Source organism: Tateyamaria sp., from assembly GCF_059783535.1.
The window spans coordinates 1-19,600 of sequence record NZ_JBYNDP010000074.1; the positions used below are offsets into that span (position 1 = coordinate 1).

20 protein-coding genes are annotated in these 19,600 nt (G+C 60.1%); 6 read left to right on the top strand and 14 right to left on the bottom strand.

All coding sequences use genetic code 11. The features are described from left to right. A partial coding sequence (locus tag AC6RA8_RS14205; protein WP_500353391.1) for a M24B family metallopeptidase occupies positions 1–1,652 on the bottom strand: 1,652 nt, incomplete at its 3' end. Positions 1,653–2,042: 390 nt separating this feature from the next. Here AC6RA8_RS14205 and AC6RA8_RS14210 point away from each other — a divergent pair. Further along, positions 2,043–2,429 carry a hypothetical protein gene (locus tag AC6RA8_RS14210; RefSeq protein ID WP_500353392.1) on the top strand — a complete coding sequence of 129 codons (387 nt, stop codon included), beginning with the start codon at positions 2,043–2,045 and terminating at the stop codon, positions 2,427–2,429. Here the strand turns inward: AC6RA8_RS14210 and cobT are convergent. Genes cobT through cobS form a run of 3 tightly spaced genes read right to left on the bottom strand, consistent with a single transcriptional unit; the run spans position 2,426 to position 6,003 of the window. Beyond that, entirely contained in the window at positions 2,426–4,303 is a 1,878-nt protein-coding gene (cobT, locus tag AC6RA8_RS14215) for a cobaltochelatase subunit CobT (protein ID WP_500353393.1), read from the bottom strand. The genes AC6RA8_RS14210 and cobT overlap by 4 nt on opposite strands. After that, positions 4,300–5,001 carry an aspartate/glutamate racemase family protein gene (locus tag AC6RA8_RS14220; RefSeq protein WP_500353394.1) on the bottom strand — a complete coding sequence of 234 codons (702 nt, stop codon included), beginning with the start codon at positions 4,999–5,001 and terminating at the stop codon, positions 4,300–4,302. Before AC6RA8_RS14220 ends, cobT begins: the two co-directional genes overlap by 4 nt. Before the next feature lie 15 nt (positions 5,002–5,016). Then, positions 5,017–6,003 (bottom strand): cobaltochelatase subunit CobS, encoded by a 987-nt coding sequence (gene cobS / locus AC6RA8_RS14225; protein WP_500353395.1) that lies wholly within the window; start codon positions 6,001–6,003, stop codon positions 5,017–5,019. 190 nt (positions 6,004–6,193) lie between these two features. Between cobS and AC6RA8_RS14230 the strand changes: the two genes are divergently transcribed. Continuing rightward, positions 6,194–6,667, top strand: a complete 474-nt coding sequence (locus AC6RA8_RS14230; protein WP_500353396.1) for a hypothetical protein — start codon at positions 6,194–6,196, stop codon at positions 6,665–6,667. Here the strand turns inward: AC6RA8_RS14230 and AC6RA8_RS14235 are convergent. Then, a complete protein-coding gene (locus AC6RA8_RS14235; protein WP_500353397.1) occupies positions 6,660–7,286 on the bottom strand; it encodes a J domain-containing protein in 627 nt (208 codons plus the stop codon). The genes AC6RA8_RS14230 and AC6RA8_RS14235 overlap by 8 nt on opposite strands. Before the next feature lie 86 nt (positions 7,287–7,372). On the opposite strand from AC6RA8_RS14235, the gene AC6RA8_RS14240 reads away from it, so the two are divergent. Next, positions 7,373–7,630 carry a BolA family protein gene (locus AC6RA8_RS14240; protein WP_500353398.1) on the top strand — a complete coding sequence of 86 codons (258 nt, stop codon included), beginning with the start codon at positions 7,373–7,375 and terminating at the stop codon, positions 7,628–7,630. A 6-nt stretch (positions 7,631–7,636) separates the two neighbouring features. Here the strand turns inward: AC6RA8_RS14240 and AC6RA8_RS14245 are convergent, their stop codons facing one another. Continuing rightward, positions 7,637–8,131 (bottom strand): DUF4177 domain-containing protein, encoded by a 495-nt coding sequence (locus AC6RA8_RS14245; RefSeq protein WP_500353399.1) that lies wholly within the window; start codon positions 8,129–8,131, stop codon positions 7,637–7,639. Between the two features lie 48 nt (positions 8,132–8,179). Then, entirely contained in the window at positions 8,180–8,653 is a 474-nt protein-coding gene (locus AC6RA8_RS14250; protein WP_500353400.1) for a thioesterase family protein, read from the bottom strand. 85 nt (positions 8,654–8,738) lie between these two features. On the opposite strand from AC6RA8_RS14250, the gene AC6RA8_RS14255 reads away from it, so the two are divergent. Beyond that, the gene (locus AC6RA8_RS14255) at positions 8,739–9,926 is read left to right on the top strand and encodes a class I SAM-dependent methyltransferase (RefSeq protein ID WP_500353401.1); all 1,188 of its coding nucleotides are present in this window, start codon (positions 8,739–8,741) and stop codon (positions 9,924–9,926) included. Between the two features lie 339 nt (positions 9,927–10,265). On the opposite strand, the gene gatB is transcribed toward AC6RA8_RS14255, so the two are convergent. Continuing rightward, positions 10,266–11,780 (bottom strand): Asp-tRNA(Asn)/Glu-tRNA(Gln) amidotransferase subunit GatB, encoded by a 1,515-nt coding sequence (gene gatB / locus AC6RA8_RS14260; RefSeq protein WP_500353402.1) that lies wholly within the window; start codon positions 11,778–11,780, stop codon positions 10,266–10,268. A 104-nt stretch (positions 11,781–11,884) separates the two neighbouring features. On the opposite strand from gatB, the gene AC6RA8_RS14265 reads away from it, so the two are divergent. Continuing rightward, positions 11,885–12,388 (top strand): hypothetical protein, encoded by a 504-nt coding sequence (locus AC6RA8_RS14265; protein WP_500353403.1) that lies wholly within the window; start codon positions 11,885–11,887, stop codon positions 12,386–12,388. On the opposite strand, the gene AC6RA8_RS14270 is transcribed toward AC6RA8_RS14265, so the two are convergent. After that, positions 12,337–13,683, bottom strand: a complete 1,347-nt coding sequence (locus AC6RA8_RS14270) for a hypothetical protein (RefSeq protein ID WP_500353404.1) — start codon at positions 13,681–13,683, stop codon at positions 12,337–12,339. The genes AC6RA8_RS14265 and AC6RA8_RS14270 overlap by 52 nt on opposite strands. A gap of 243 nt (positions 13,684–13,926) precedes the next feature. Here AC6RA8_RS14270 and AC6RA8_RS14275 point away from each other — a divergent pair, with 243 nt between their 5' ends. Then, positions 13,927–14,586, top strand: a complete 660-nt coding sequence (locus AC6RA8_RS14275; protein ID WP_500353410.1) for a transglycosylase SLT domain-containing protein — start codon at positions 13,927–13,929, stop codon at positions 14,584–14,586. Between the two features lie 91 nt (positions 14,587–14,677). Here AC6RA8_RS14275 and AC6RA8_RS14280 read toward each other — a convergent pair whose 3' ends face one another. From AC6RA8_RS14280 to pepN, 5 genes are all read right to left on the bottom strand, one after another. Continuing rightward, complete coding sequence (locus AC6RA8_RS14280) at positions 14,678–15,577, bottom strand: alpha/beta fold hydrolase (protein WP_500353405.1); 900 nt, start codon at positions 15,575–15,577, stop codon at positions 14,678–14,680. Next, the gene (locus AC6RA8_RS14285; RefSeq protein ID WP_500353406.1) at positions 15,574–16,005 is read right to left on the bottom strand and encodes a hypothetical protein; all 432 of its coding nucleotides are present in this window, start codon (positions 16,003–16,005) and stop codon (positions 15,574–15,576) included. Before AC6RA8_RS14285 ends, AC6RA8_RS14280 begins: the two co-directional genes overlap by 4 nt. Next, the gene (locus AC6RA8_RS14290; RefSeq protein ID WP_500353407.1) at positions 16,002–16,745 is read right to left on the bottom strand and encodes an SDR family oxidoreductase; all 744 of its coding nucleotides are present in this window, start codon (positions 16,743–16,745) and stop codon (positions 16,002–16,004) included. The genes AC6RA8_RS14285 and AC6RA8_RS14290 overlap by 4 nt, the downstream gene beginning before the upstream one ends. A gap of 21 nt (positions 16,746–16,766) precedes the next feature. Further along, on the bottom strand, positions 16,767–17,282 hold the full coding sequence (locus AC6RA8_RS14295; protein ID WP_500353408.1) for a DUF1993 family protein: 516 nt from the start codon (positions 17,280–17,282) through the stop codon (positions 16,767–16,769). A 78-nt stretch (positions 17,283–17,360) separates the two neighbouring features. Further along, positions 17,361–19,600: aminopeptidase N (gene pepN / locus AC6RA8_RS14300; protein WP_500353409.1), on the bottom strand; the 2,240-nt coding region annotated here is incomplete at its 5' end.

Sequence of the window (19,600 nt, forward strand, 5' to 3'; positions counted from 1 at the left end):
CGCCGATCAATGGGGGCGAAGGTCAATGTGCGCCAGCTCAGCATCTCGCGATGGGTGTCGCCGCCGGGCGGACACTCTGCATTTTCGACGACGATCAGGTTCTCGATCCGAATGCCAAATTCACCTTCCCGGTAATATCCCGGCTCGTTCGACAGGATCATGCCGGGCTTGAGCGGCACAGTGCTGATACGGCTCAGGCGCTGCGGCCCCTCGTGCACAGAAAGATAGGCACCGACACCATGACCCAGCCCATGATCAAAGTCCTGGTGCGCGTACCACAGCGGTGCCCGGCCAATCGCCTCGATATCCCGCCCGGCCAGCCCAACCGGCCAGATCAGGCGCGACATGCCGATCATACCCAGCAACACACGGGTAAAGGCGGCACGCGCCTCGTCAGGAGGCGTACCAATCGCGATGGTGCGCGTGATGTCCGTGGTGCCGTCCAGATATTGGCCACCGCTGTCCAGAACGATCAGATGACCTTCCTCAAGGGTGCTGTCCGTCTCTTCGGTCACGCGGTAGTGCATGATGGCACCATTCGGGCCTGTGCCCGCAATGGTTTCGAAACTGATGTCCTGCAGCGCGTTGTCGCGCCGACGATACTGTTCCAGCTGCGTGACAACCTGCGTTTCGCGCAAGCTGCCGGGGGCCTGCCTGTCCAGCCAGGCCAACAGCTCGACGACCGCCGCACCATCGCGCAGATGCGCTTCGGCACTGCCCGCGATCTCGGCGGCATTCTTGCACGCTTTGGGCAGGGCACAGGGGTCTTCGCCCCACTGCACCCGGTCCCCTATGGCATCGGCCACAATGACGGGAACCGAAGACTTATCAAGACGCACCGGACCTTCCAGATCGGTAAGCCTATCTAGGAAAGTATCAGGCGCATGGCAGGTCACATCATCCCCAAGATGTTCGCGTATCTCGACCAGCTTGGCGGCATCCATAAACAGATCCACCGCGCCCGAGGCGTGCAGAATGGCAAAGCCTTGAGCAATCGGATTGCGGGGAATGTCGGAGCCACGGATATTCAACAGCCAGCACAGGCTGTCGGGTAGGGTGATGATTGCTGACCGCGCGCCCGCATCCGACAATGCCTGGGCCAACTGTGCCCGCTTGTCGTCGTGGGACTCGCCCGCAAAATCGAGCGGGTGCACCTTGGCCGGTTCTGCTGCAGGCGCAGGCTGATCATCCCAGATGCGGTCCACAAGGTTGTCGCGCTGAACGAGCTCAATGCCCGTTCCTTTCAACCCGTCCTCCTCCTGCGCAATCTGCCCGGGCGTATGAAGCCACGGGTCAAAACCGACCTTGCCGCCCTTGGGCAATTGATCTTTCAACCAGCTTGCCAGGGACACGTCAGGCCAGGGCACAGGGGTATAGTCCGAAGCGACTTGCGCCTTCACTTGCGTCCGATACCGTCCGTCAATGAACACACCCGCGATATCACGCAACGCGGCACAAAACCCGGCTGAACCGGTAAACCCGGTCAGCCACGCCAACCGCTCATCCCGGGCCGAGACATACTCGCCCTGATGGGCGTCGGCGCGAGGAACTAAGAAGCCATCAAACCCATCAGATTCCAGCTCGACACGCAAAGCTGCCAGGCGCGGGGGACCCTGTTCGGGGCGTGCGGTTACTTCAAAAGATTGGAACATGTCCGCATTTCCTCTTGCCTCACTTCGGGTATGGTACTTGTGCGGCACTGAGGTTCCAGCCGCAAACAACAATTCATTTCGAGTGATTTTTGACCCCACTTGTTAAGTCTCTATTTAACTTCACCTTTAGCCCAATCTGAACGTTCCTTGTGTATCTCGGCGAACCGTTGGAGTTTTTCCGTAAGGAAAAGCACTACGTGCCCGTGGCTGCAATCGCCATTTTGTTTTGGGGGGCAGGCCTGTATCGCTTGATGGCGCGGATGCAAGTGGATGCGGTTTCGATGCGATCTGCGGGAACGCGTGCAGATCTTGGCATCTTGGAGGTTTTGCATACGCCGGTCGTGGCCGATATCCTGCTGGCACTGTCTATCCTGCTCTCTATTTTTTGTGTTGTTCCCGAGCATCTGGGTCTGGACGAACGACGCCCATCGCGCATTTCGAGATGAGCGCACCTATTTCATGCTCGCGGCATTGTTCGGCGCCAGCTATCTGGTTCGCACTCTCCTTCAGATCCCGGCAGCTGTGATGTTTGACCCCGAGGTGGTTCCCAGTCAGGAAACCTACCGAAAGATCCGGATCTGGCGGCTGATCGCCGATGTCGGGGGGCTGATGGTTGTTCTGACCATCTTAGCTAACTTGCGGGGCTTGTACCCCGAGGCATCCCGCCTTCGGTTTTGGGCCGGAATTGGCGTATTCGTCGCCATTCAGGTTGTTGTAGCGCTGATCTATTGGCAGCTCATATTGGCCTATGTCCGCGCCATGACGTCAGGGGGTTAACTTGCGCGCTTCATCCCCATGACACGCGCCCGCGCCCGTGGATCACTGTCAAACAACGCCGCCAATTGCTCGGTCATGGCACCGGCCAGCTGCTCCACATCCGTGATCGTCACAGCGCGGTCATAATAGCGGGTCACGTCATGCCCGATCCCGATGGCCAACAATTCAACGGCCTTCTTCCGTTCCACCATCGCAATCACATCCCGCAGATGTTTTTCCAGATAGTTGGCCGGGTTCACGGACAGGGTGCTGTCATCAACCGGCGCACCGTCGGAAATCACCATCAGGATTTTGCGCGCCTCGGGCCGCCCTGCCATCCGGCGATGCGCCCATTCCAACGCTTCCCCGTCGATGTTTTCCTTCAGCAGCCCTTCCTTCATCATCAGCCCCAGGTTGGGCCGCGTCCGGCGCCAGGGCGCATCGGCGGACTTGTAGATGATGTGGCGCAGGTCGTTCAGCCGTCCAGGCTGGCTGGGGCGGCCATCATTCAGCCACGCCTCACGGGCAAGGCCGCCCTTCCACGCGCGGGTGGTGAAGCCAAGAATCTCAACCTTCACATTGCACCGCTCAAGCGTGCGCGCCAGAACGTCGGCGCAGATCGCGGCAATCGAAATAGGCCGCCCCCGCATGGATCCGGAGTTGTCGAGCAGCAGCGTCACGACAGTATCGCGGAACTCAGTATCCTTTTCGACCTTGAACGACAGGGGCGTTGTTGGGTTCGCCACGACGCGGGCCAAACGCCCCGCATCCAGCATCCCTTCCTCGCGGTCGAACTCCCAACTCCGGTTCTGCTGGGCTTGCAAACGCCGCTGCAACTTGTTGGCCAGCCGCGAGACGGCGCCTTTCAACGGCTCCAACTGCTGATCCAAATAGGCGCGTAACCGCTCCAACTCGACGGGTTCGGCCAGTTCTTCGGCACCGATTTCCTCGTCATGCGCATCCAGATAGACCTGGTAGTCCGGATCAGCCTCAGACACAGGCTGAGGGGCAGGGGGCTCCAGGGGCGCTTCGCCTTCGGGCATCTCCGCCTCTTCGCCCAGCTCCTGATCGGCCATATCGTCCATAGAGACCTGGGCCTCGGACGCATCCTGCGTCTCATCCTGAGAGCTTTCGGGCGTGCCTTCAGCGTTTTCCTCGTCCTGATCATCCTGACCGGTGCTGTCGGGCTCTTGTTCTTCTTCCTGACCTTCCTCGGCCTCGTCTTCCATGTCTTCGTCCAGCTGGTCAGGATCATCCCCAAGCTGATCGCCATAGCCCAGATCGGTGATCACCTGCCTTGCAAAACGGGCAAAGGCGGTTTGGTCGTCCAGAATGTCGCCAAGGTTTTCAAGCGTCCCGCCCGCCTGATCCTCGATAAACCCGCGCCACAGCTCCATCGCGTTCTCGGCACCGGCGGGCAGAGGGCGACCGGTTGCCAAATGGCGCACCAGATAACCTGCCGCCGCGGCCAACGGCACATCCGAGGCTTGCTTGCACTGATCGTAGCCCTTGCGCAGCGCTTCATTGGCAATCTTGGCATCAATGTTGCCAGCCGTGCCCGGCATATCCCGCGCACCCATCGCCTCGCACCGGGCCGTCTCCATGGCTTCGTAAAGGTCCCGTGCCATCTCGCCCTGGGGAGAGTAGCGCGCATGTGTCTGCCCGTTGTGATACCGGCGATGCAGGGCCAATGCGTCAGCGGTCCCGCGGGCCAAAAGCACCTCTTCGCGCGTCATGCGGCGCGACACCTGTGGCAACCGCATGGAATCGCCCGAAACACCCGCTGGATCGACGGAGTAAGAGACGTTCAACTCGGGATCATTCGCCATGACCTTGGTGGCTTCGGCGAGGGCCTTCTTGAACGGATCGGCGGGGTTGTCGTTTTGGGTGCTCATGCAGAACCGCCTACAGAATGGTCAGACAGGGTGGCGCGCCCGGTTGCGAGGGCAACCAGCACATCCACATGGATATCAAGCGCGTCGATGACTTTATAGCCCACGTCGCGCCCGTCAAAAACCAGATTCAGGTCGGTTCCCGCCAGAACGACAGCCTGTGCGCCTGCGTCAACCAGCTTGCGGCCCTCTTCGATGAAGAAAGCGCGCTGAGCGTCTGTGCAGCGGCCAGCAAGGGCCATTTCGGTATATGCCGTTCCAACACCGTCGATATCTTGAGGTGCAACCGCCTTGGTCTGCGCAAGTTGACCATATAGTTGCGTCCGCATCACGACACCCGTTCCCAGCAAACCGACGGTCTCAAAGCCTTGTGCAACGAAAAAAGCGTCAAGCGGGCTAACAGCGCTGACCAGTGGCAACGCAGACAGTGCAACAGTTTCCTCAAAGCAGAAGTGCCCGCCGAGAGAGGTGATAGCAGCACAGTCCGCACTCGCTGCTTTCAACCGTTCGATGAGGCCTGCGTAAATCTGCGCCTGCGCTTCCGTATTCCCTGCCAGATTGTTTTCCAGCAGCGTTGACGCCTCGGTGTTTACAATCGTCAGGTCCAAAGGCGCCTTCAGCTCCCGCATCGCATCGGTCAGGCGTTGGTAATATACAACGGTTGCCGCGGGACCAATGCCGCCGATCAGGCCGATATGCATCGTGCCTCCTTTGGCTTACCCCAAGCTCACACTCGCCGCGCTCTCCGGAAGTTCCTCGTCGAACAAACGCTGGTAGAACTCGGCCACTGTCTGACGCTCCAACTCATCACACTTGTTCAGGAAGGACAGGCGGAACGCATAGCCCACGTTGCGGAAAATCTCGGCGTTCTGCGCCCAGGAAATGACGGTCCGAGGTGACATCACGGTCGACAAGTCACCGTTCATAAATGCGGTGCGGGTCAGGTCAGCTACGGTCACCATCTGTTTGACTGTCTTGCGGCCCTCCGCCGTGTTGTAGTGCGGGTTTTTGGCAAGCACGATCGCTGTTTCCGCATCAATTGACAGGTAGTTCAGTGTCGCCACCAGCGACCAGCGGTCCATCTGGCCTTGGTTGATCTGCTGCGTTCCGTGGTAGAGGCCCGTGGTGTCGCCCAGACCGACCGTGTTGGCCGTCGCAAAGATACGGAAGTAGGGGTGCGGATTGATCACCTGATTCTGGTCAAGAAGCGTTAGTTTGCCATCCACCTCCAGCACACGCTGGATCACGAACATCACGTCGGCGCGGCCTGCATCGTATTCGTCAAACACGATGGCGGTCGGATTGCGCAGAGCCCACGGCAGGATACCCTCTTGGAAATCAGTGACTTGCTTGCCGTCCTTCAACTTGATTGCATCCTTGCCGATCAGGTCAATCCGCGAGATATGGCTGTCAAGGTTCACACGGACCGCAGGCCAGTTCAGGCGCGATGCCACCTGTTCGATATGCGTCGACTTGCCCGTCCCGTGATAGCCTTGAATCATCACACGGCGGTTGTGGGAAAACCCTGCAAGGATCGCCAATGTCGTGTCGGGATCAAACTTGTAGGTGCTGTCCAGTTCCGGCACGCGGTCGCTGCGGTCGGCAAAGCCCTTGACCACCATGTCCGTATCAATGCCAAACACTTCACGGACCGAGATTTCCTCGGTTGGTTTCGCATTGATGTCCATTCCACCGTCCGCCATCTCAAATTGTCCTTCAGCATAGAAAACGCGCCCCGGATGGGCGCGCTGTTGGTGGTGCAACATATGGCGGGAAAGGGCAAGGGGAAGGGCGCCGTGCAGCCCACGAAATTGCGCAAGGCCTGCACAAGCAACCGATCAGTCTCTGCACAATCCATCGTCATATTGGGGTCATCAACAAAGGAACCTGATCGTGACGCACTTTATCCAACCCACCATTCGAATGCACAGCGCCATCCTGACCGGCACAGGCGGCGGCGCAACAGCGCAAGCGATGAGCCTGTGGGGTGGCGATTTGGCGCGCTTCTTGCCACCAACATGGCTTCTGACCTTGGCAGCTGTTTTCGGTGCCGCTTGCGCAGGCGCCGTCTTGGCCGGCGCTTTGGGTCGCGGCGGCTTGATAGGGGTATCAATCTGTATTCTGGCATGGCCAGTTGCCACTGCACTGGGGGCCGTCATCGCTGCAGTGCCGTTTGGCTTGTCAGGAATTGATATGCGTTATGGCGTTGCCGGGAGTGTCGTCACGGCTATGACAGAGGCCGCGCCCCTGGGCCTTTTGGCCGTTGGCGATGGCATCACGACCAGTTGGGTTGTCGCCGCCGTCTGGGCACTGTCGGCGGCGCTGGTTCACGTCGTTCTGCGTTTGGAAAGGCAGGTATCTATTTGAAATTCCTGCTGTCTTTAATCTGATCCCAAGCCCAGACAACCTCCTGCAGCTGCTCTTCCTGGCTCCGATCGCCGCCATTCATGTCGGGGTGCAGCACTTTGATCAGCGCCTTGTAGGCCTTGCGCACCTCGGCTTTTGTCGCGTCTGCGCTTGCTTCCAGAATCTCGATGGCACGCTTTTCGGTGGGCGGCAGGCGACGCGAGGCGGCTGAGCCGCCACGACCGGGGTTCTGCGTCGCGTTCTTGCCCAAAACCTGATGCGGGTCTTCGATGCCCAGACGTGCCCAAGCGCGCGCCTCGGGGTCGCCCATCGGCTTGGTCTGGCGCTCCCACACCTTGTCTTTGGACTGCTGTGCGTTGATCTCGGCCTCGGTCGTGCCGTCAAAGAAATTCCACTTGGTGTTATACTCGCGCACGTGCTGCTGGCAGAACCAATAGAAATCATCCAGCACGTCCGGCGCTTTGGGCGCGCGAAACTTGCCCGGCTCGTTGCAGCCTTCGTGATCGCAGATGCGCGTCGATGTCTCTGACGCGCCGGACATACCCCTCCGTCCGCGAGGATTTTTCTTCTTCGCAGAAGACACGGACATATCAAAACCAAAAGGATCAGGTTTAGGCATGGAGGGGTCCTTTCCGACTCAGGCCCACAAGTTTAGAGTCTGAGTGGAGAGATTGAAGGGGGTGCAGTAAAAAAATGTCAGGTGAAATGACCGTTCGGCAAGAAATTGAAGACAAGCTGCGTGCCGCGTTCAATCCGCGCGAGGTTGTCGTGGTCGATGACAGTGCCAGCCATGCCGGCCACGCCGGGGCACCGGCTGCGGGTCAAAGTCACTTCAATGTCATGCTGCGAAGTTCTGTTTTTGAAGGAAAAAACCGCGTCGCGCGTCACCGCGCTGTTCATGCCGCACTTGGGGCTGACCTGATTGGGCGCATTCACGCTCTGGCGCTGGATCTGGACGTCTGACCGTCCCTAATCCTTTGCATCGATATTGTTGCGCTGACTTGCCAGGTTCTTGAGGGACGTGGTCATGCCGGACACCGGGCTTGTTTCTTCAACGCCGTTGTCGGATGCCATCTGAGTGGCGCCTTCACCGGGCGAAAATGTCGCATCCGATTCACCGGCTTCCACGTCAAAATCCGCCGACTTGGCTTCACTCTCCGTGGTGTCGGCAGGTGGCGGCAGCAGTTCGGGTTCGAACTCGTCAATCGGATCGCTGACCACACGGCGAAAGACCAGAAGGTTGCGCCATTCCGTTGTGCTCCCGGTCAGGCCAGACCGTTCGATCGACGGCAGCGTTTCCGCGCGCTGAAACTCCCAACCCTCACGGCCCATATCGTTCATCATCGACTCAAGCGCATGCGCAAACCGCGCTTCCGGACCTTTTACGCCCTTGCTTTTCACGCCCTTGGTGGGGGCGGGCACGACCTTGTATTCCCAACCTGACACGATCCGTCCCTTCGTCATGTTTCGCGCGGATATATCCGGCAGGGTCCCGGGTGAAAAGCCCGTTGCTCAGCTGCGGCGAATACCGATGCTAGCATGCACACCCTCTGGTTTGTTCAGCGCGGCATGCGCCTCGGCCACATCCTTTACCCGTGCAAGCACGTCACCGGGCATCGGTGCCACGCGAGGTCCTGATTGGTCCACATGCAGTGTCATCGTCTCGCCTGTCGCTGCAAGCCAGCCATCGGCGTGGCGCAGCTCCTGAAAGGAATGCAGCCGCTTTTCATCGAAATCCACAAGGTGGTAGGTGACAATCACCGGGTCGTTTACGTGCAGTTCGCGGATATAGCGGACGTGGAACTCGGCCGCATAGGTCGTGTTGCCGGTGCGCGACTGGTAATCTGGCCCAAACCCGAAATGGTCAAACATCTGGTCAGCGCCCATGTCGAACAGCACGCCGTAATAGGCCATATTCAGGTGACCGTTAAAGTCGATCCATTCAGGTTTGACCGTCATAACGGTCGATTGAAACGGGGCTTGCATGTGAACTCCTGCTGGCGCGTCCCACCGGATTGCATGCGCGGGCAGGGGTGGTAAAGCTGAAAACCATTGTTTGAATGGATATGCCATGACCGACACCGTGCGCGCACAATACGAGGCGTTCCCTTACCCCGAGCGTAAACCCACGGACGAACGCAAACGGCTGATCACTGGCTCGCCGTCGTTGCCGGTCGAAATGGATCACTGGCTGTGGGGCGGGACGCGGGACTGGTCGCAGCCACTCAAGGCTCTGGTCGCTGGCGGTGGGACGGGTGATGCGCTGATACAGCTTGCACAAAAGCTGACGGATGCCGGACGGTCCTACGACATCACCTATCTCGACCTGTCCCATGCCTCGCGCCGGATTGCCGAAAAACGCGCCGAGGTGCGCAAACTCAGTGATATCACCTTTGTCACCGGGTCGCTGCTGGACGCGGGCCACTATGGCCCCTTCGACTACATCGATTGCTGCGGGGTGCTGCATCACCTGCCGGATCCACAGGCCGGATTCAATGCATTGGCCGGAGCCCTCAAGCCGGACGGAGGGATTGGCCTTATGGTCTACGCCCCTCATGGACGGTCCGGTGTTTACCCCTTGCAAGACGCCTTCAACGCGCTCCTGCAAGACTTACCGCCCGAGAAACAACTCAAAGCTGCCAAACGCATCTTTGACCGTCTGCCCGATGCGCACCCGTTCAAGCGCAATCAGCGTCTGGTGGATCACAAGAACGGGGACGCAGGGTTTTACGACCTGCTTTTGCACAGCCAGGATCGCCCCTTCACGATCACCGAACTATGGGCTGCGCTGAGCGCCGCGGGCCTGGACTATGCAGGCGCACCTGAGCCACAGCTTTATGATCCTGCGCCATTGTTTGACGGCGTCCCCGACATGGAGCGCTGCGCGCGCATGCAGTTGGCCGAAGACTTGCGCGGGACATTCAAGACGCATGTGGCCTATGCACGCCACAAAGGTCAGGTGATTGCACCACCCATGGGGCAGGCTGAGGCGATCCCCCATCTGCGCGACCTCGACGCGAAGGCGCTTGCCACGCATCTGACCAAAGGCAATGGGCTGACCGTCGATACCGCAGGCGAGGCGTTCCACTTCGATATCCCAGCGCAGGCAGCCGGGCTGGTGGAAAATGTCGACGGGACGCGAACGGTGGCCGACATCGCACCAAGCGACGTCGAGCGTGATGTCTGGAATACGGTTGAGGCTGCGCTGTGCAGCTCTGGAATGATGCACTATTCAGGAATTTTGGCGAAGGGTCAGTGATGAAAAAGCTGGTTGCAAGACTGTCATTTTTAGTCCCGACTTCGTGGCTTTCCACTGCATATCTCTTTGAAAGAATAGATATTTTGTCGGATGATGCGGAAACTTGCGACCATGAGTGGCACGTCGTTGCATCGATTCTAAGTACTGTTGAACTGCAGGTGCATTGCTACAAGTGCAATACTTACAGTGAGGTACCTGACCCATCTAAGAAGGAATGGGAAGAAAGCTACAATGCCATGGAAAACCCGTATCCTTGGCATGATCACTCGCGCATTAGATATTATCGCAGTGAACGCGCAGATCAGAATTCTCAACCGCCCCCCAGATTGAACTAGTATTTCAACCGTTCAGCTTCTTGGCGACAATCTCGTTCACAGCCTTGGGGTTCGCCTTTCCGCCCGTCGCCTTCATCACCTGCCCCACGAACCAACCGGCAAGCTTCGGGTTTTCCTTGGCTTTTTCGACCTGCGCAGGGTTCGCCGCAATCACTTCATCCACGGCGGCTTCGATGGCACCGGTGTCGGTCACCTGCTTCATACCGCGTGCTTCGACGACCTCTGCCGGTTCGCCGCCTTCGGTATAGATGATCTCGAACAGGTCCTTGCCGATCTTGCCTGAGATGTCGCCCTTGCCGATTAAGTCGATGATCCCGCCCAGCTGGGCCGGTGATACGGGGCTTTCGGTGATGCCTTTGTCATCGTCGCGCTTCAAACGGCCAAACAACTCGTTGATTGTCCAGTTTGCGGCCTGCTTCCCGTCACGGCCCTCGGCCACGGCCTCGAAATAAGCAGCGGTGTCAACGTCTGCGGTCAGCACGGATGCGTCATAATCAGTCAGACCGAAATCACCCATGAACCGCGCCTTCTTGGCGTCCGGCAACTCGGGCAGGGAGGCTGCAATGGCATCCACCCAGGCCTGTTCGATCTCAAGCGGTAGCAGGTCGGGATCGGGGAAATAGCGATAGTCATGCGCTTCCTCCTTGGAGCGCATCGACCGGGTCTCACCCTTGTCGGGGTCATAAAGACGCGTTTCCTGATCGACGGTGCCGCCACCTTCAACGATGGCGATCTGGCGCCGTGCTTCGACCTCGATGGCCTGCTGGATAAAGCGCATCGAGTTCATGTTCTTGATCTCACAGCGTGTGCCCAGATGCGAAAAGTCCTGCGTTTCCTGGTACTTCTCGTAGTCGCCAGGGCGGCAGATCGACACGTTCACATCTGCGCGCAGGTTGCCGTTCTGCATGTTGCCGTCGCAGGTGCCCAGATAGCGCATGATCTGGCGCAGCTTGGCAATATAGGTGGCGGCCTCTTCGGGTCCGCGAATGTCGGGGCGGCTGACGATTTCCATGAGGCACACGCCTGTGCGGTTCAGGTCCACGAAGGACATGTTCGGGTCCATATCGTGGATCGATTTGCCTGCGTCCTGCTCCATGTGGATACGCTCGATGCGCACCAGACGTGCAGTCCCATCACCAAGCTCGACCAGCACTTCGCCCTCACCCACGATTGGGTGGTAGAGCTGCGAAATCTGGTAGCCTTGGGGCAGGTCGGGATAGAAATAGTTTTTGCGGTCAAAGGCCGAATTCAGGTTGATCTCGGCCTTCAGGCCCAGCCCTGTGCGCACCGCCTGTTCCACGCAGTATTCGTTGATGACAGGCAACATGCCGGGCATGGCCGCGTCCACGAAGGCGACGTTGGAATTGGGTTCTGCGCCGAACTTGGTCGACGCCCCCGAGAACAGCTTGGCATTGGATGACACCTGTGCGTGGACTTCCATCCCGATCACCAGTTCCCAATCGTGCTTGGCTCCGGCAATGGTCTTGGGTGTGGGAAGGTCGTACGTCAGGTCAAGCATGGTCTCACCGATCTGCATCAAGGGGCTATCGCGCGGTGTAATGCGCTGCCGCACGGCTCGCAAGAGGGCGCGACGATGCGGCGTCTTTGCAGATGGTGCGGAGCATGCAAGCTGTCGCCATGAAGATTGATGAAATCCCGGTGCCGCAGGGCACGCTCATCGCGCCCTATGCCGAAAAAGAGGCGCACTACACCGATTGCTTTGAAACGCCCGTCACAGCGCCGGTGTCACTCGACGTCTTTATTAAGGCGTTCTACACCCAACCGCTCTTCAAGGCAGAACGCCTGATCCTGCGGCTGCTGGCGCGGCAAAACTCGACGGATGCCGAGGCAGAGGCACTCGCCAAGGGAACAACAGACAGGTTCGCCGTGTGGCAGGTCGAAGGCCGCACTCCGGCAGAGCTGCTGATGGCGGACCAAGCGGGGCGCACAATGTCCTGGTTGATGGTGACGGAGGATCGCCTGCGGTTCGGATCCATCGTGGTCCCGCAACGTACCAAGTCCGGGAAGCTGACACTTGGCCCTGTGTTTCACAGCCTCATCGGTGCACACAAAGTCTACTCGCGCGCGCTCCTTTCGGGGGCTGCGCGGCGCGCCTCGAAGGACTGAAGCTCGGGACCGTCTTCGGTAAAGACCACGTCCTTGCCCGATGCCAACTCGCGGCGAAACAGTTGTGTCAGATAGCGCAGGGCATCCGCATGGCCTGACGCGGCAAACCGGTCTGCGCAGCGCACGCGCAATCCATTGTCAAACCCGCGCGCTGCGTGGGCCCAGACCATCGGATGCACTTCGGTCAGATATTCGCGCACGACCTCGTCGGCGGCTGCGGCAATCTGAATGCGGATGTAATCCGTTTCGTCATCTCCTGTGGGGGCTGCACCCATCGTGTTGGCGCAATAGGCCGCAACAAGGTTGATATTGTGCTGATCCGGGCTGCGTTTCAGAATGTCATTGAGGCCATCCAGAAAGAAATCCAGATCAAGCCGTGCGCAGGCCTGACTGTCTTGGGCGATGGCATCGAACATCACCCATGCATAGGCACCGGACCCCCACAGATCAAAGCTGTGACCGGCGGCGCGCCGGGCTTCGATGTCCAGACGAGTGTAGGACCCGCTCCAACGCGGCAGCAAATGGGTGCCCATGGCCCGAAAAGCGCGTGGGTTTTTGGGATCCAGATCAATCCAGGTCTCGTAGTTGGATACCACTCTGGACGTTGCGCCGCCCTGTCCGGTGATCAAGGCACAATGTGCGGCAGCCAGCAGGGGCGAAGCATGTTCTCTCGCATCGAAATCCACGAGGATGTCCGCTGCCCTGTCGAAATGTGCGGCAAAGGCCTCGCGATTGCGCACAGGTACCTCGACATCCCAACCTGTTCCGCGCCATGCCCATCCCAGATCCATATGCGTCTGCGCTACGATCGTAGCGATAACATAGTTGGTCGGATGGTCCGCCAGAACCCGCTCCAGCGCCTCGATGCCGGCCAGAAGAGGCGCACCGGGATCTGGACGCCCAGAAATCAGGGCATGTTCAGCCGCGCCCACCACGTCCGCCCGTGCGCCAAAGGCCAAGAGCTCCGCAACGGGTGTACCGCCCAGAGTCTTTTGCCTGGCTTTGTCTGTTCGGGTGACTTCGGCAGTGAGCCGAGACCATTCGTCAAGACGTGCCAGTTTCAGGCCGCGCGCTTGATGGGTATCGCGTGCGTGTTCCTCTGCCGTTGGATTGGGGCAGGGGATCGACAGTTTTCCGCCTGTTGTATTGGTGCAAGAGGGTGGGGGTGGGGTGGCGTTTTTGGGCGCTTCGGGTCCCACCTGCAGAACGCCGTCCGGAGCCATGGTTATGTGCGTCGTCGCAAACTTGTTGCGAATATGCGCCCATGGCGCCCTGAGGCGTTCTGCAAAAGCCATAGTTACCTGTCCACTACTCGTTACATGTTCGAATCTGCCTGAAAAATGGGTCACAAAAGGGGCGAAGCCGGGACAAGTTCACGCCTTGTCTGCAGTCAATTTGGGCCAATTTGCGCGCTGGTTTTACAAATGCAGTGCACGCACGCAGATTGTTGCCAACGCGGCCACAGAACGCGGGTTTTGGCCCAAGCGCCGGGTAGACAGCGTCAGCAACAAGCGCGCATATTTGTCGTCATGTCTGGTTTGCGCATACTTCTTGTCCTCGCCACTGCCCTGCTGATTCCAAGTCTTTCAAAGGGAGAGGAAAACGATCCCTATGACGGGTTGCGCCCGCCCGCACGAACGGGGGACGTCCCACGGACCCGATGGACGCATCAGCCGGACTACGTTCTGTGGAATCGCGCTACCCTGTCCGCGCTCAAGGGGCATGGCAAACCGCTGGTGGACCTGGTGCCTGCAGATATCGCGGATTGGTGTCCGCGCTACCCGGATGCAAATGATGATGACCGACGCGCGTTCTGGCTTGGGTTCATGTCGGCCCTTGCCAAGTATGAAAGCACCTACAAACCGCGCGCCGTCGGAGGGGGCGGCAAGTGGTACGGCCTTCTGCAGATACTGCCCGCAACGGCGCGTGGTTACGGCTGCACGGTAGGTACGGGTGAGGCGCTGAAAAACGGGGCAGCGAACCTCAGTTGCGCTGTGCGGATCATGGCCACAACCGTTCCCCGGGACGGGGTGATCTATGGCCGTGGCGGCAAGGGCGTGGCGGCCGACTGGGGGCCGATGAGATCCTCGTCCAAACGTGCCGACATGTCCGGTTGGCTGAAACGCCAGCGCTATTGCGCGCCCCTAGATACGGTGCGCCCTGTGTCTCGACCCGCGCGCAAGGTGGCGCTCGACTAGGCGGCGCGCCCTCTCGGGCGCACATGATGTTTTGCAGCCCCCTCCGGTGGCTGCGTTTGTGCGAGGCTCTGCCTCGCGCTCTGTGGTACTTTCAGTCGGAAGAAGAGTGGATCCGGTTGTTTGCGATGCGATCCCAGACTTGCGGATAGGTCAGCAGGATCAGGTGGCCGTGGCCCTTAATGAAAGTCACCCGCGCTTCGGGCAGCGTATCGACAAAGCGTTGTGTCGGCCGCGGGGGAAAGACCGGGTCCACAGCGCCATGATAGAAGGCAATGTCCGTTCCGGCCAATGCTTCCGGGTCCGGGTTTGTCCACCGCCGCAGGTCACGGGTGTGGCGCCGGTAAAGCCCGTTTTCCGGCAATTCGATGCGGCTGTCATTGGCGGCGACCAGTGCGTCTGCAGCCGCCACCGTTTCCGGGCGCGTTTCGACGTCGGGGCCGTAGGCGAGGCGGCGATAGTATTCGAGCCACACCTTGCGCGGGTTCAGGCTGCGGGCCCGGGCGGCGGCAGCAGCCGTTCCAGCGGCACCACGCAGGCCCGCCAGAACGGGCTGGGGCGCGGGTAGGGCTGTTGAAATGCCGGTCACATGTACCTCTACATCAGGAGAGGTTGCGCGGATGTCCTTAGCTGCCTCCAGTGCAATCACGGCGCCGGTGGAATGGCCGATCAGATCGATGCGTTTCAGGTCATGGGTTTGGACAAGGCGCGCAATGCGTGTCGCGGCACGGTCCAGTACGATACTTTCCTCTGCCGGTCGCCCGTCAAAGCCCGGGAGGCGGAAATAGGCGACTGCCCGGTCCCTGGTTTCCAGATCGTCTATGGGGCGCAACACGCGGATCGACGTCATTGCGCCGGGTATGCCGATCACGACGCTATCGGCGCGTTCCAAGGCTTTTGGGTCGTGTAGAAGCGGGTCGGAGGGCAGGGCCGCCTCCTGCACGGCGCAGGCCGCCAGCCAGAGGTTTGCCGCGAGGGCGCCGAGCCACCTCATCCCAGCAACGAGAAATGGTGCCGCTTCACGGTGATCCCCCGATCTGTCAGCACGGTTTCGAATGTATCTGCGGGCGGCGTCGCTTCGAGCGGCACACGCACTTTGCGACCCGATGTCAGTACCGCGCTGGCCCGTACCGAGAAATCGAGCCGGGTATCGAGGCGGATATGGTCGATCTTGTCCCACGCGATGTCTCCGGTACGGCGACCTGCAAACCAGCTGAGCCCGTCCGATGCCAAGGCAAGGCCCGCGCTGCGCCCGGAGATCAGGTCATAGAGCGCGGGCGCCGTGCACAGTGCGATCAGCGCCATCAGGATCAGCGACGCGTCAAGCAGAGCTATGGCCGCAAGGATCAACGACCACACGACCACCAGCGCAACCAGCGTCCGCCGGTTGCGTCCGGTTGTTTCGTAGCGGTAAGGCGTCATCGCCCGCCGGTGACGTCAAGGGTCGAGCCTGTGACATAGCTCGCCCCGTCTGACGCGAGCCAGAGGACCGCCTTGGCCACTTCCTCGGCCGATCCTTCGCGGCGCATCGGCACCATATGAGCCAGCTTCTGTGCACGCCCCGGCTCGCCCCCTTTGGCGTGCAACTCGGTGTCGATCAGGCCCGGACGGACTGACATGACGCGAATGCCATCGGGTGCTACCTCGTCCGACAGGCCCTTTGTAAAGGTGTCGATGGCGGCCTTGGACGCGGCATAGTCAATATATTGATTGCCAGACCCCAGACGCGCTGCAGCAGAGGAGACATTGATGATCACACCACCTGTCCCTTGCGCCTGCATCCGGGTGACCGCCTCCTTGGCCACGAGCATTGCCCCGATCACGTTGACATTCATCATGCGTGTCAGACGCGCATGGTCGATGTCGGTCAGCTTGGCCGTCTGATCCACGATCCCTGCATTGTTGATCAGCACGTCCACACGGCCAAAGGCGTCGTCGGCGGCTTGATAGATGCGGGCGATGTCCTCTGGATCAGCGACGTCCCCCTGCACGGTGATGGCTGTGCCACCCGCCGCTTCGACGGCGGTCTTTGCAGCGTTTGCGCCGCCCAGATCGGATCGGTAGGCCAGCACGAAATCATAGTCAGCGGCACCAAGCCGGACACATGCGGCACCAATACCGGCGGACGCGCCGGTGATCAGGCAGACAGGGCGTTTGGACATGGAATAACCTTTCAAATTCAATCAGTTCAGAGGGGTGTCAGACACGAAGCTGGTGCCGGGACTGTAGATGTGGAACCCATCCAGATCGCCCTTGCCGACCTTTGCGCCAGCCATCCGCACGGTGGCATAGGCAAGCGTCAGGTGAAACTGGGCGTTGGGCAGTGCATAGAGCACGGCGTAATCGCGGCCCGACTGCGTCAGCTCTGCCTCGCCCGCAACATGGGTGATCTCGCGCGCTTCGGCCCCGTCAAACGCAGAGCGGTCCAATTGATCCAGCAGGAACCGCATGTCATGGGCCAATGCAAGGATGGCGCCGGGATCAGTGTCCATCGGCATCTCGGGCACCTCGTCGCCCATCAACGGCATGACCGTGCGCGCGACATAGCCCAAGGCCACGCAGAAATGCTCGGCCCCGGAAAAGCTGTCGGAGGCCAGTCGCGCCTCAAGCTGAGCGGGATCGCCAAGGCGGGCCAGAAGGCGCTGCACCGCATCGGTGAGCCGTTTCAAAGATGGGATCGTTGCGTCGTATAGGTCCATTGTCGGCTCGGTTCTAAGGTAAGGACTAAGGGCTCTGCCCTCGGACCCCCGAAGTTTACTTGGCAAGATGAAGACGGATCAGCCTTCGCGAATACGGGTCATCATCTCGGTTGTGTCGCGGCTCAGATTTGGGGTCGAGGCGATGCGCTCCAACTCCTTGCCGATCATCGATTGGCGTATCGCATCATAGCGGCGCCATGTTTGGAAGGCGGAGCACATGCGTGCCGTGGTTTGCGGGTTCACCGGATCAAGCTTGATCAACCAGTCCGCCAGCAGGGTGTAGCCCGAACCGTCCTTGGCATGGAAACCGGCGTGATGGGCGGCAAACGCCCCAAGAGTGGCACGGAAGCGGTTGGGGTTCTTCCAGTTGAAATCTGCGTGCTTGGTCAGTGCCTTGGCCGTATCGGCAGCATCATCCGGCTTGGCCTCCATCACCTGCAATCCGAACCATTTGTCCATCACCAGTCGGTCATGCTTCCACTGCGCCTCGAACTGGGCCAGGGCCGCATCGCCGCGGCCAGCGCGGATCAGGTAGGCAAGGGCCGCCAGTTGCTGGGTCATATTGGTGGCACCGTCGAACTGTGCCTGTGCCATGTCCCCGCCATCAAGCCGTGTGAGCAGAGACAGCGCCGCATTCCCCAAAGACCGCTGCCCGGATTGCTCTGCGTCAGGGGCATAGGGGGCGTTCACCTGGTGGCGTGTATACAACTCCGGCAGGGCGTCCGCCAAACGCTTCGCCAACGCTTGTCGGTGGCTTTCATTGGCCTCCCAGATCGCATCAGGATCCGGGGTTGTGCCGTCGGCGTGCAAGTCAGCGGCCAATTGCGACTGACCGGGCAGGGCAAGGCAATAGGCGCGATAGGCGGGGTCGAGCGTGTCGTCGATCAGCAAGCCCGCCACCCCGTCAAGCCACGCGGCGTCGGGCGCACTGCCCTTTGTGACCGTGCCAATCAGGGACGCTTTGCCAAGGTTGCGCGCGGCTTCCCAGCGGTTGAACGGGTCGGTGTCGTGGGCCAGCAGAAACGCATGGTCGGGCGCATGATCCAACTCGATGGGCGCCGAAAAACCACGCAAGATCGACGGGATAGGCTTGGCGCCCAAGCCGGGGAAGCTGAAGCTCTGGCTGTCCTTGGTCAGTTCCAGCACTTGGGTGGGCAACACCTCGTCCCCGTTTGGACCCAACAGGCCGACGGCAATCGGGATCACTTGGGCTTCGGGGTCAGGCGTCGCGGAAGACGGTGGCGTATGCTGTTTGAAGGTTAGCGTGTAGGTGCCGTTTTCAAAGCTGTCCGTGACAGCAACCCGTGGTGTGCCGGCTTGTGAATACCAGCGCTTGAATTGGGTCAGATCACGGCCCGTGGCATCCTCAAACACCTTCAGCCAGTCTTCGATCGTTGCGGCATCGCCATCGTGGCGGTCGAAATACAGATCGAGGGCCTTCTTGTATCCCTCATCGCCCACCAGCGTCTTGAGCATGCGGATCACTTCCGACCCCTTCTCATAGACGGTGGCGGTGTAGAAGTTGTTGATTTCCTGAAAACTTTCGGGCCGCACCGGGTGGGCGAGTGGCCCCTGATCCTCGGGGAACTGGCGCGCACGCAGATCAATCACATCGCTGATCCGTTTGACCGGTTCCGACCGCATGTCGGCGGTGAACTGGCTGTCGCGGAACACGGTAAGTCCTTCTTTCAGACACAGCTGGAACCAGTCACGACAGGTGATCCGGTTGCCCGTCCAGTTGTGGAAATACTCGTGCGCAATGATCGCTTCGATACGCTCAAAATTGCCATCGGTGGAGGTTTCGGGTGAGGCGAGCACAGCAGAGGCATTAAAAATGTTCAGCCCCTTGTTCTCCATCGCGCCCATGTTGAAATCGTCCACAGCCACGATGTTGAAGACATCAAGGTCATAGGCACGGCCATAGACATCCTCGTCCCATTTCATCGAATCCTTCAGCGCCTGCATGCCAAAGGCGCATTTGCCCTCGTCCCCGGGGCGAACATAAAGGGCGAGGTCGACCTCGCGGCCCTCCATAGTCGTGAAGCTGTCGCGATGGGCGACCAGCTCTCCAGCCACCAGTGCAAAAAGGTATGCGGGCTTGGGCCACGGGTCGTGCCATTCGGCCCAACCCTCGCCAGACGCGACCGGATTGCCGTTGGACAGCAGCACCGCGTGCGGCCCGTTGATCCGGACCGAGAAGGTCGACATCACGTCGGGGCGGTCGGGGTAGTAGGTGATCTTGCGGAAGCCTTCCGCCTCGCACTGGGTGCAATACATGCCGTTCGACAGGTACAGCCCTTCAAGCGCCGTGTTGGCAG

What these genes read in the sequence shown, in the direction of transcription:
- AC6RA8_RS14240 (WP_500353398.1), top strand. Translation starts at nt 7,373, where the DNA reads ATGACCGTTCGGCAAGAAATTGAAGACAAGCTGCGTGCCGCGTTCAAT.
- cobT (WP_500353393.1), bottom strand. Translation starts at nt 4,303, where the DNA reads ATGAGCACCCAAAACGACAACCCCGCCGATCCGTTCAAGAAGGCCCTC.
- AC6RA8_RS14290 (WP_500353407.1), bottom strand. Translation starts at nt 16,745, where the DNA reads ATGTCCAAACGCCCTGTCTGCCTGATCACCGGCGCGTCCGCCGGTATT.
- gatB (WP_500353402.1), bottom strand. Translation starts at nt 11,780, where the DNA reads ATGCTTGACCTGACGTACGACCTTCCCACACCCAAGACCATTGCCGGA.
- AC6RA8_RS14245 (WP_500353399.1), bottom strand. Translation starts at nt 8,131, where the DNA reads ATGACGAAGGGACGGATCGTGTCAGGTTGGGAATACAAGGTCGTGCCC.
- AC6RA8_RS14220 (WP_500353394.1), bottom strand. Translation starts at nt 5,001, where the DNA reads ATGCATATCGGCCTGATCGGCGGCATTGGTCCCGCGGCAACCGTTGTA.
- AC6RA8_RS14255 (WP_500353401.1), top strand. Translation starts at nt 8,739, where the DNA reads ATGACCGACACCGTGCGCGCACAATACGAGGCGTTCCCTTACCCCGAG.
- cobS (WP_500353395.1), bottom strand. Translation starts at nt 6,003, where the DNA reads ATGGCGGACGGTGGAATGGACATCAATGCGAAACCAACCGAGGAAATC.
- AC6RA8_RS14250 (WP_500353400.1), bottom strand. Translation starts at nt 8,653, where the DNA reads ATGCAAGCCCCGTTTCAATCGACCGTTATGACGGTCAAACCTGAATGG.
- AC6RA8_RS14235 (WP_500353397.1), bottom strand. Translation starts at nt 7,286, where the DNA reads ATGCCTAAACCTGATCCTTTTGGTTTTGATATGTCCGTGTCTTCTGCG.
- AC6RA8_RS14285 (WP_500353406.1), bottom strand. Translation starts at nt 16,005, where the DNA reads ATGACGCCTTACCGCTACGAAACAACCGGACGCAACCGGCGGACGCTG.
- AC6RA8_RS14265 (WP_500353403.1), top strand. Translation starts at nt 11,885, where the DNA reads ATGCAAGCTGTCGCCATGAAGATTGATGAAATCCCGGTGCCGCAGGGC.
- AC6RA8_RS14295 (WP_500353408.1), bottom strand. Translation starts at nt 17,282, where the DNA reads ATGGACCTATACGACGCAACGATCCCATCTTTGAAACGGCTCACCGAT.
- AC6RA8_RS14280 (WP_500353405.1), bottom strand. Translation starts at nt 15,577, where the DNA reads ATGAGGTGGCTCGGCGCCCTCGCGGCAAACCTCTGGCTGGCGGCCTGC.
- AC6RA8_RS14270 (WP_500353404.1), bottom strand. Translation starts at nt 13,683, where the DNA reads ATGGCTTTTGCAGAACGCCTCAGGGCGCCATGGGCGCATATTCGCAAC.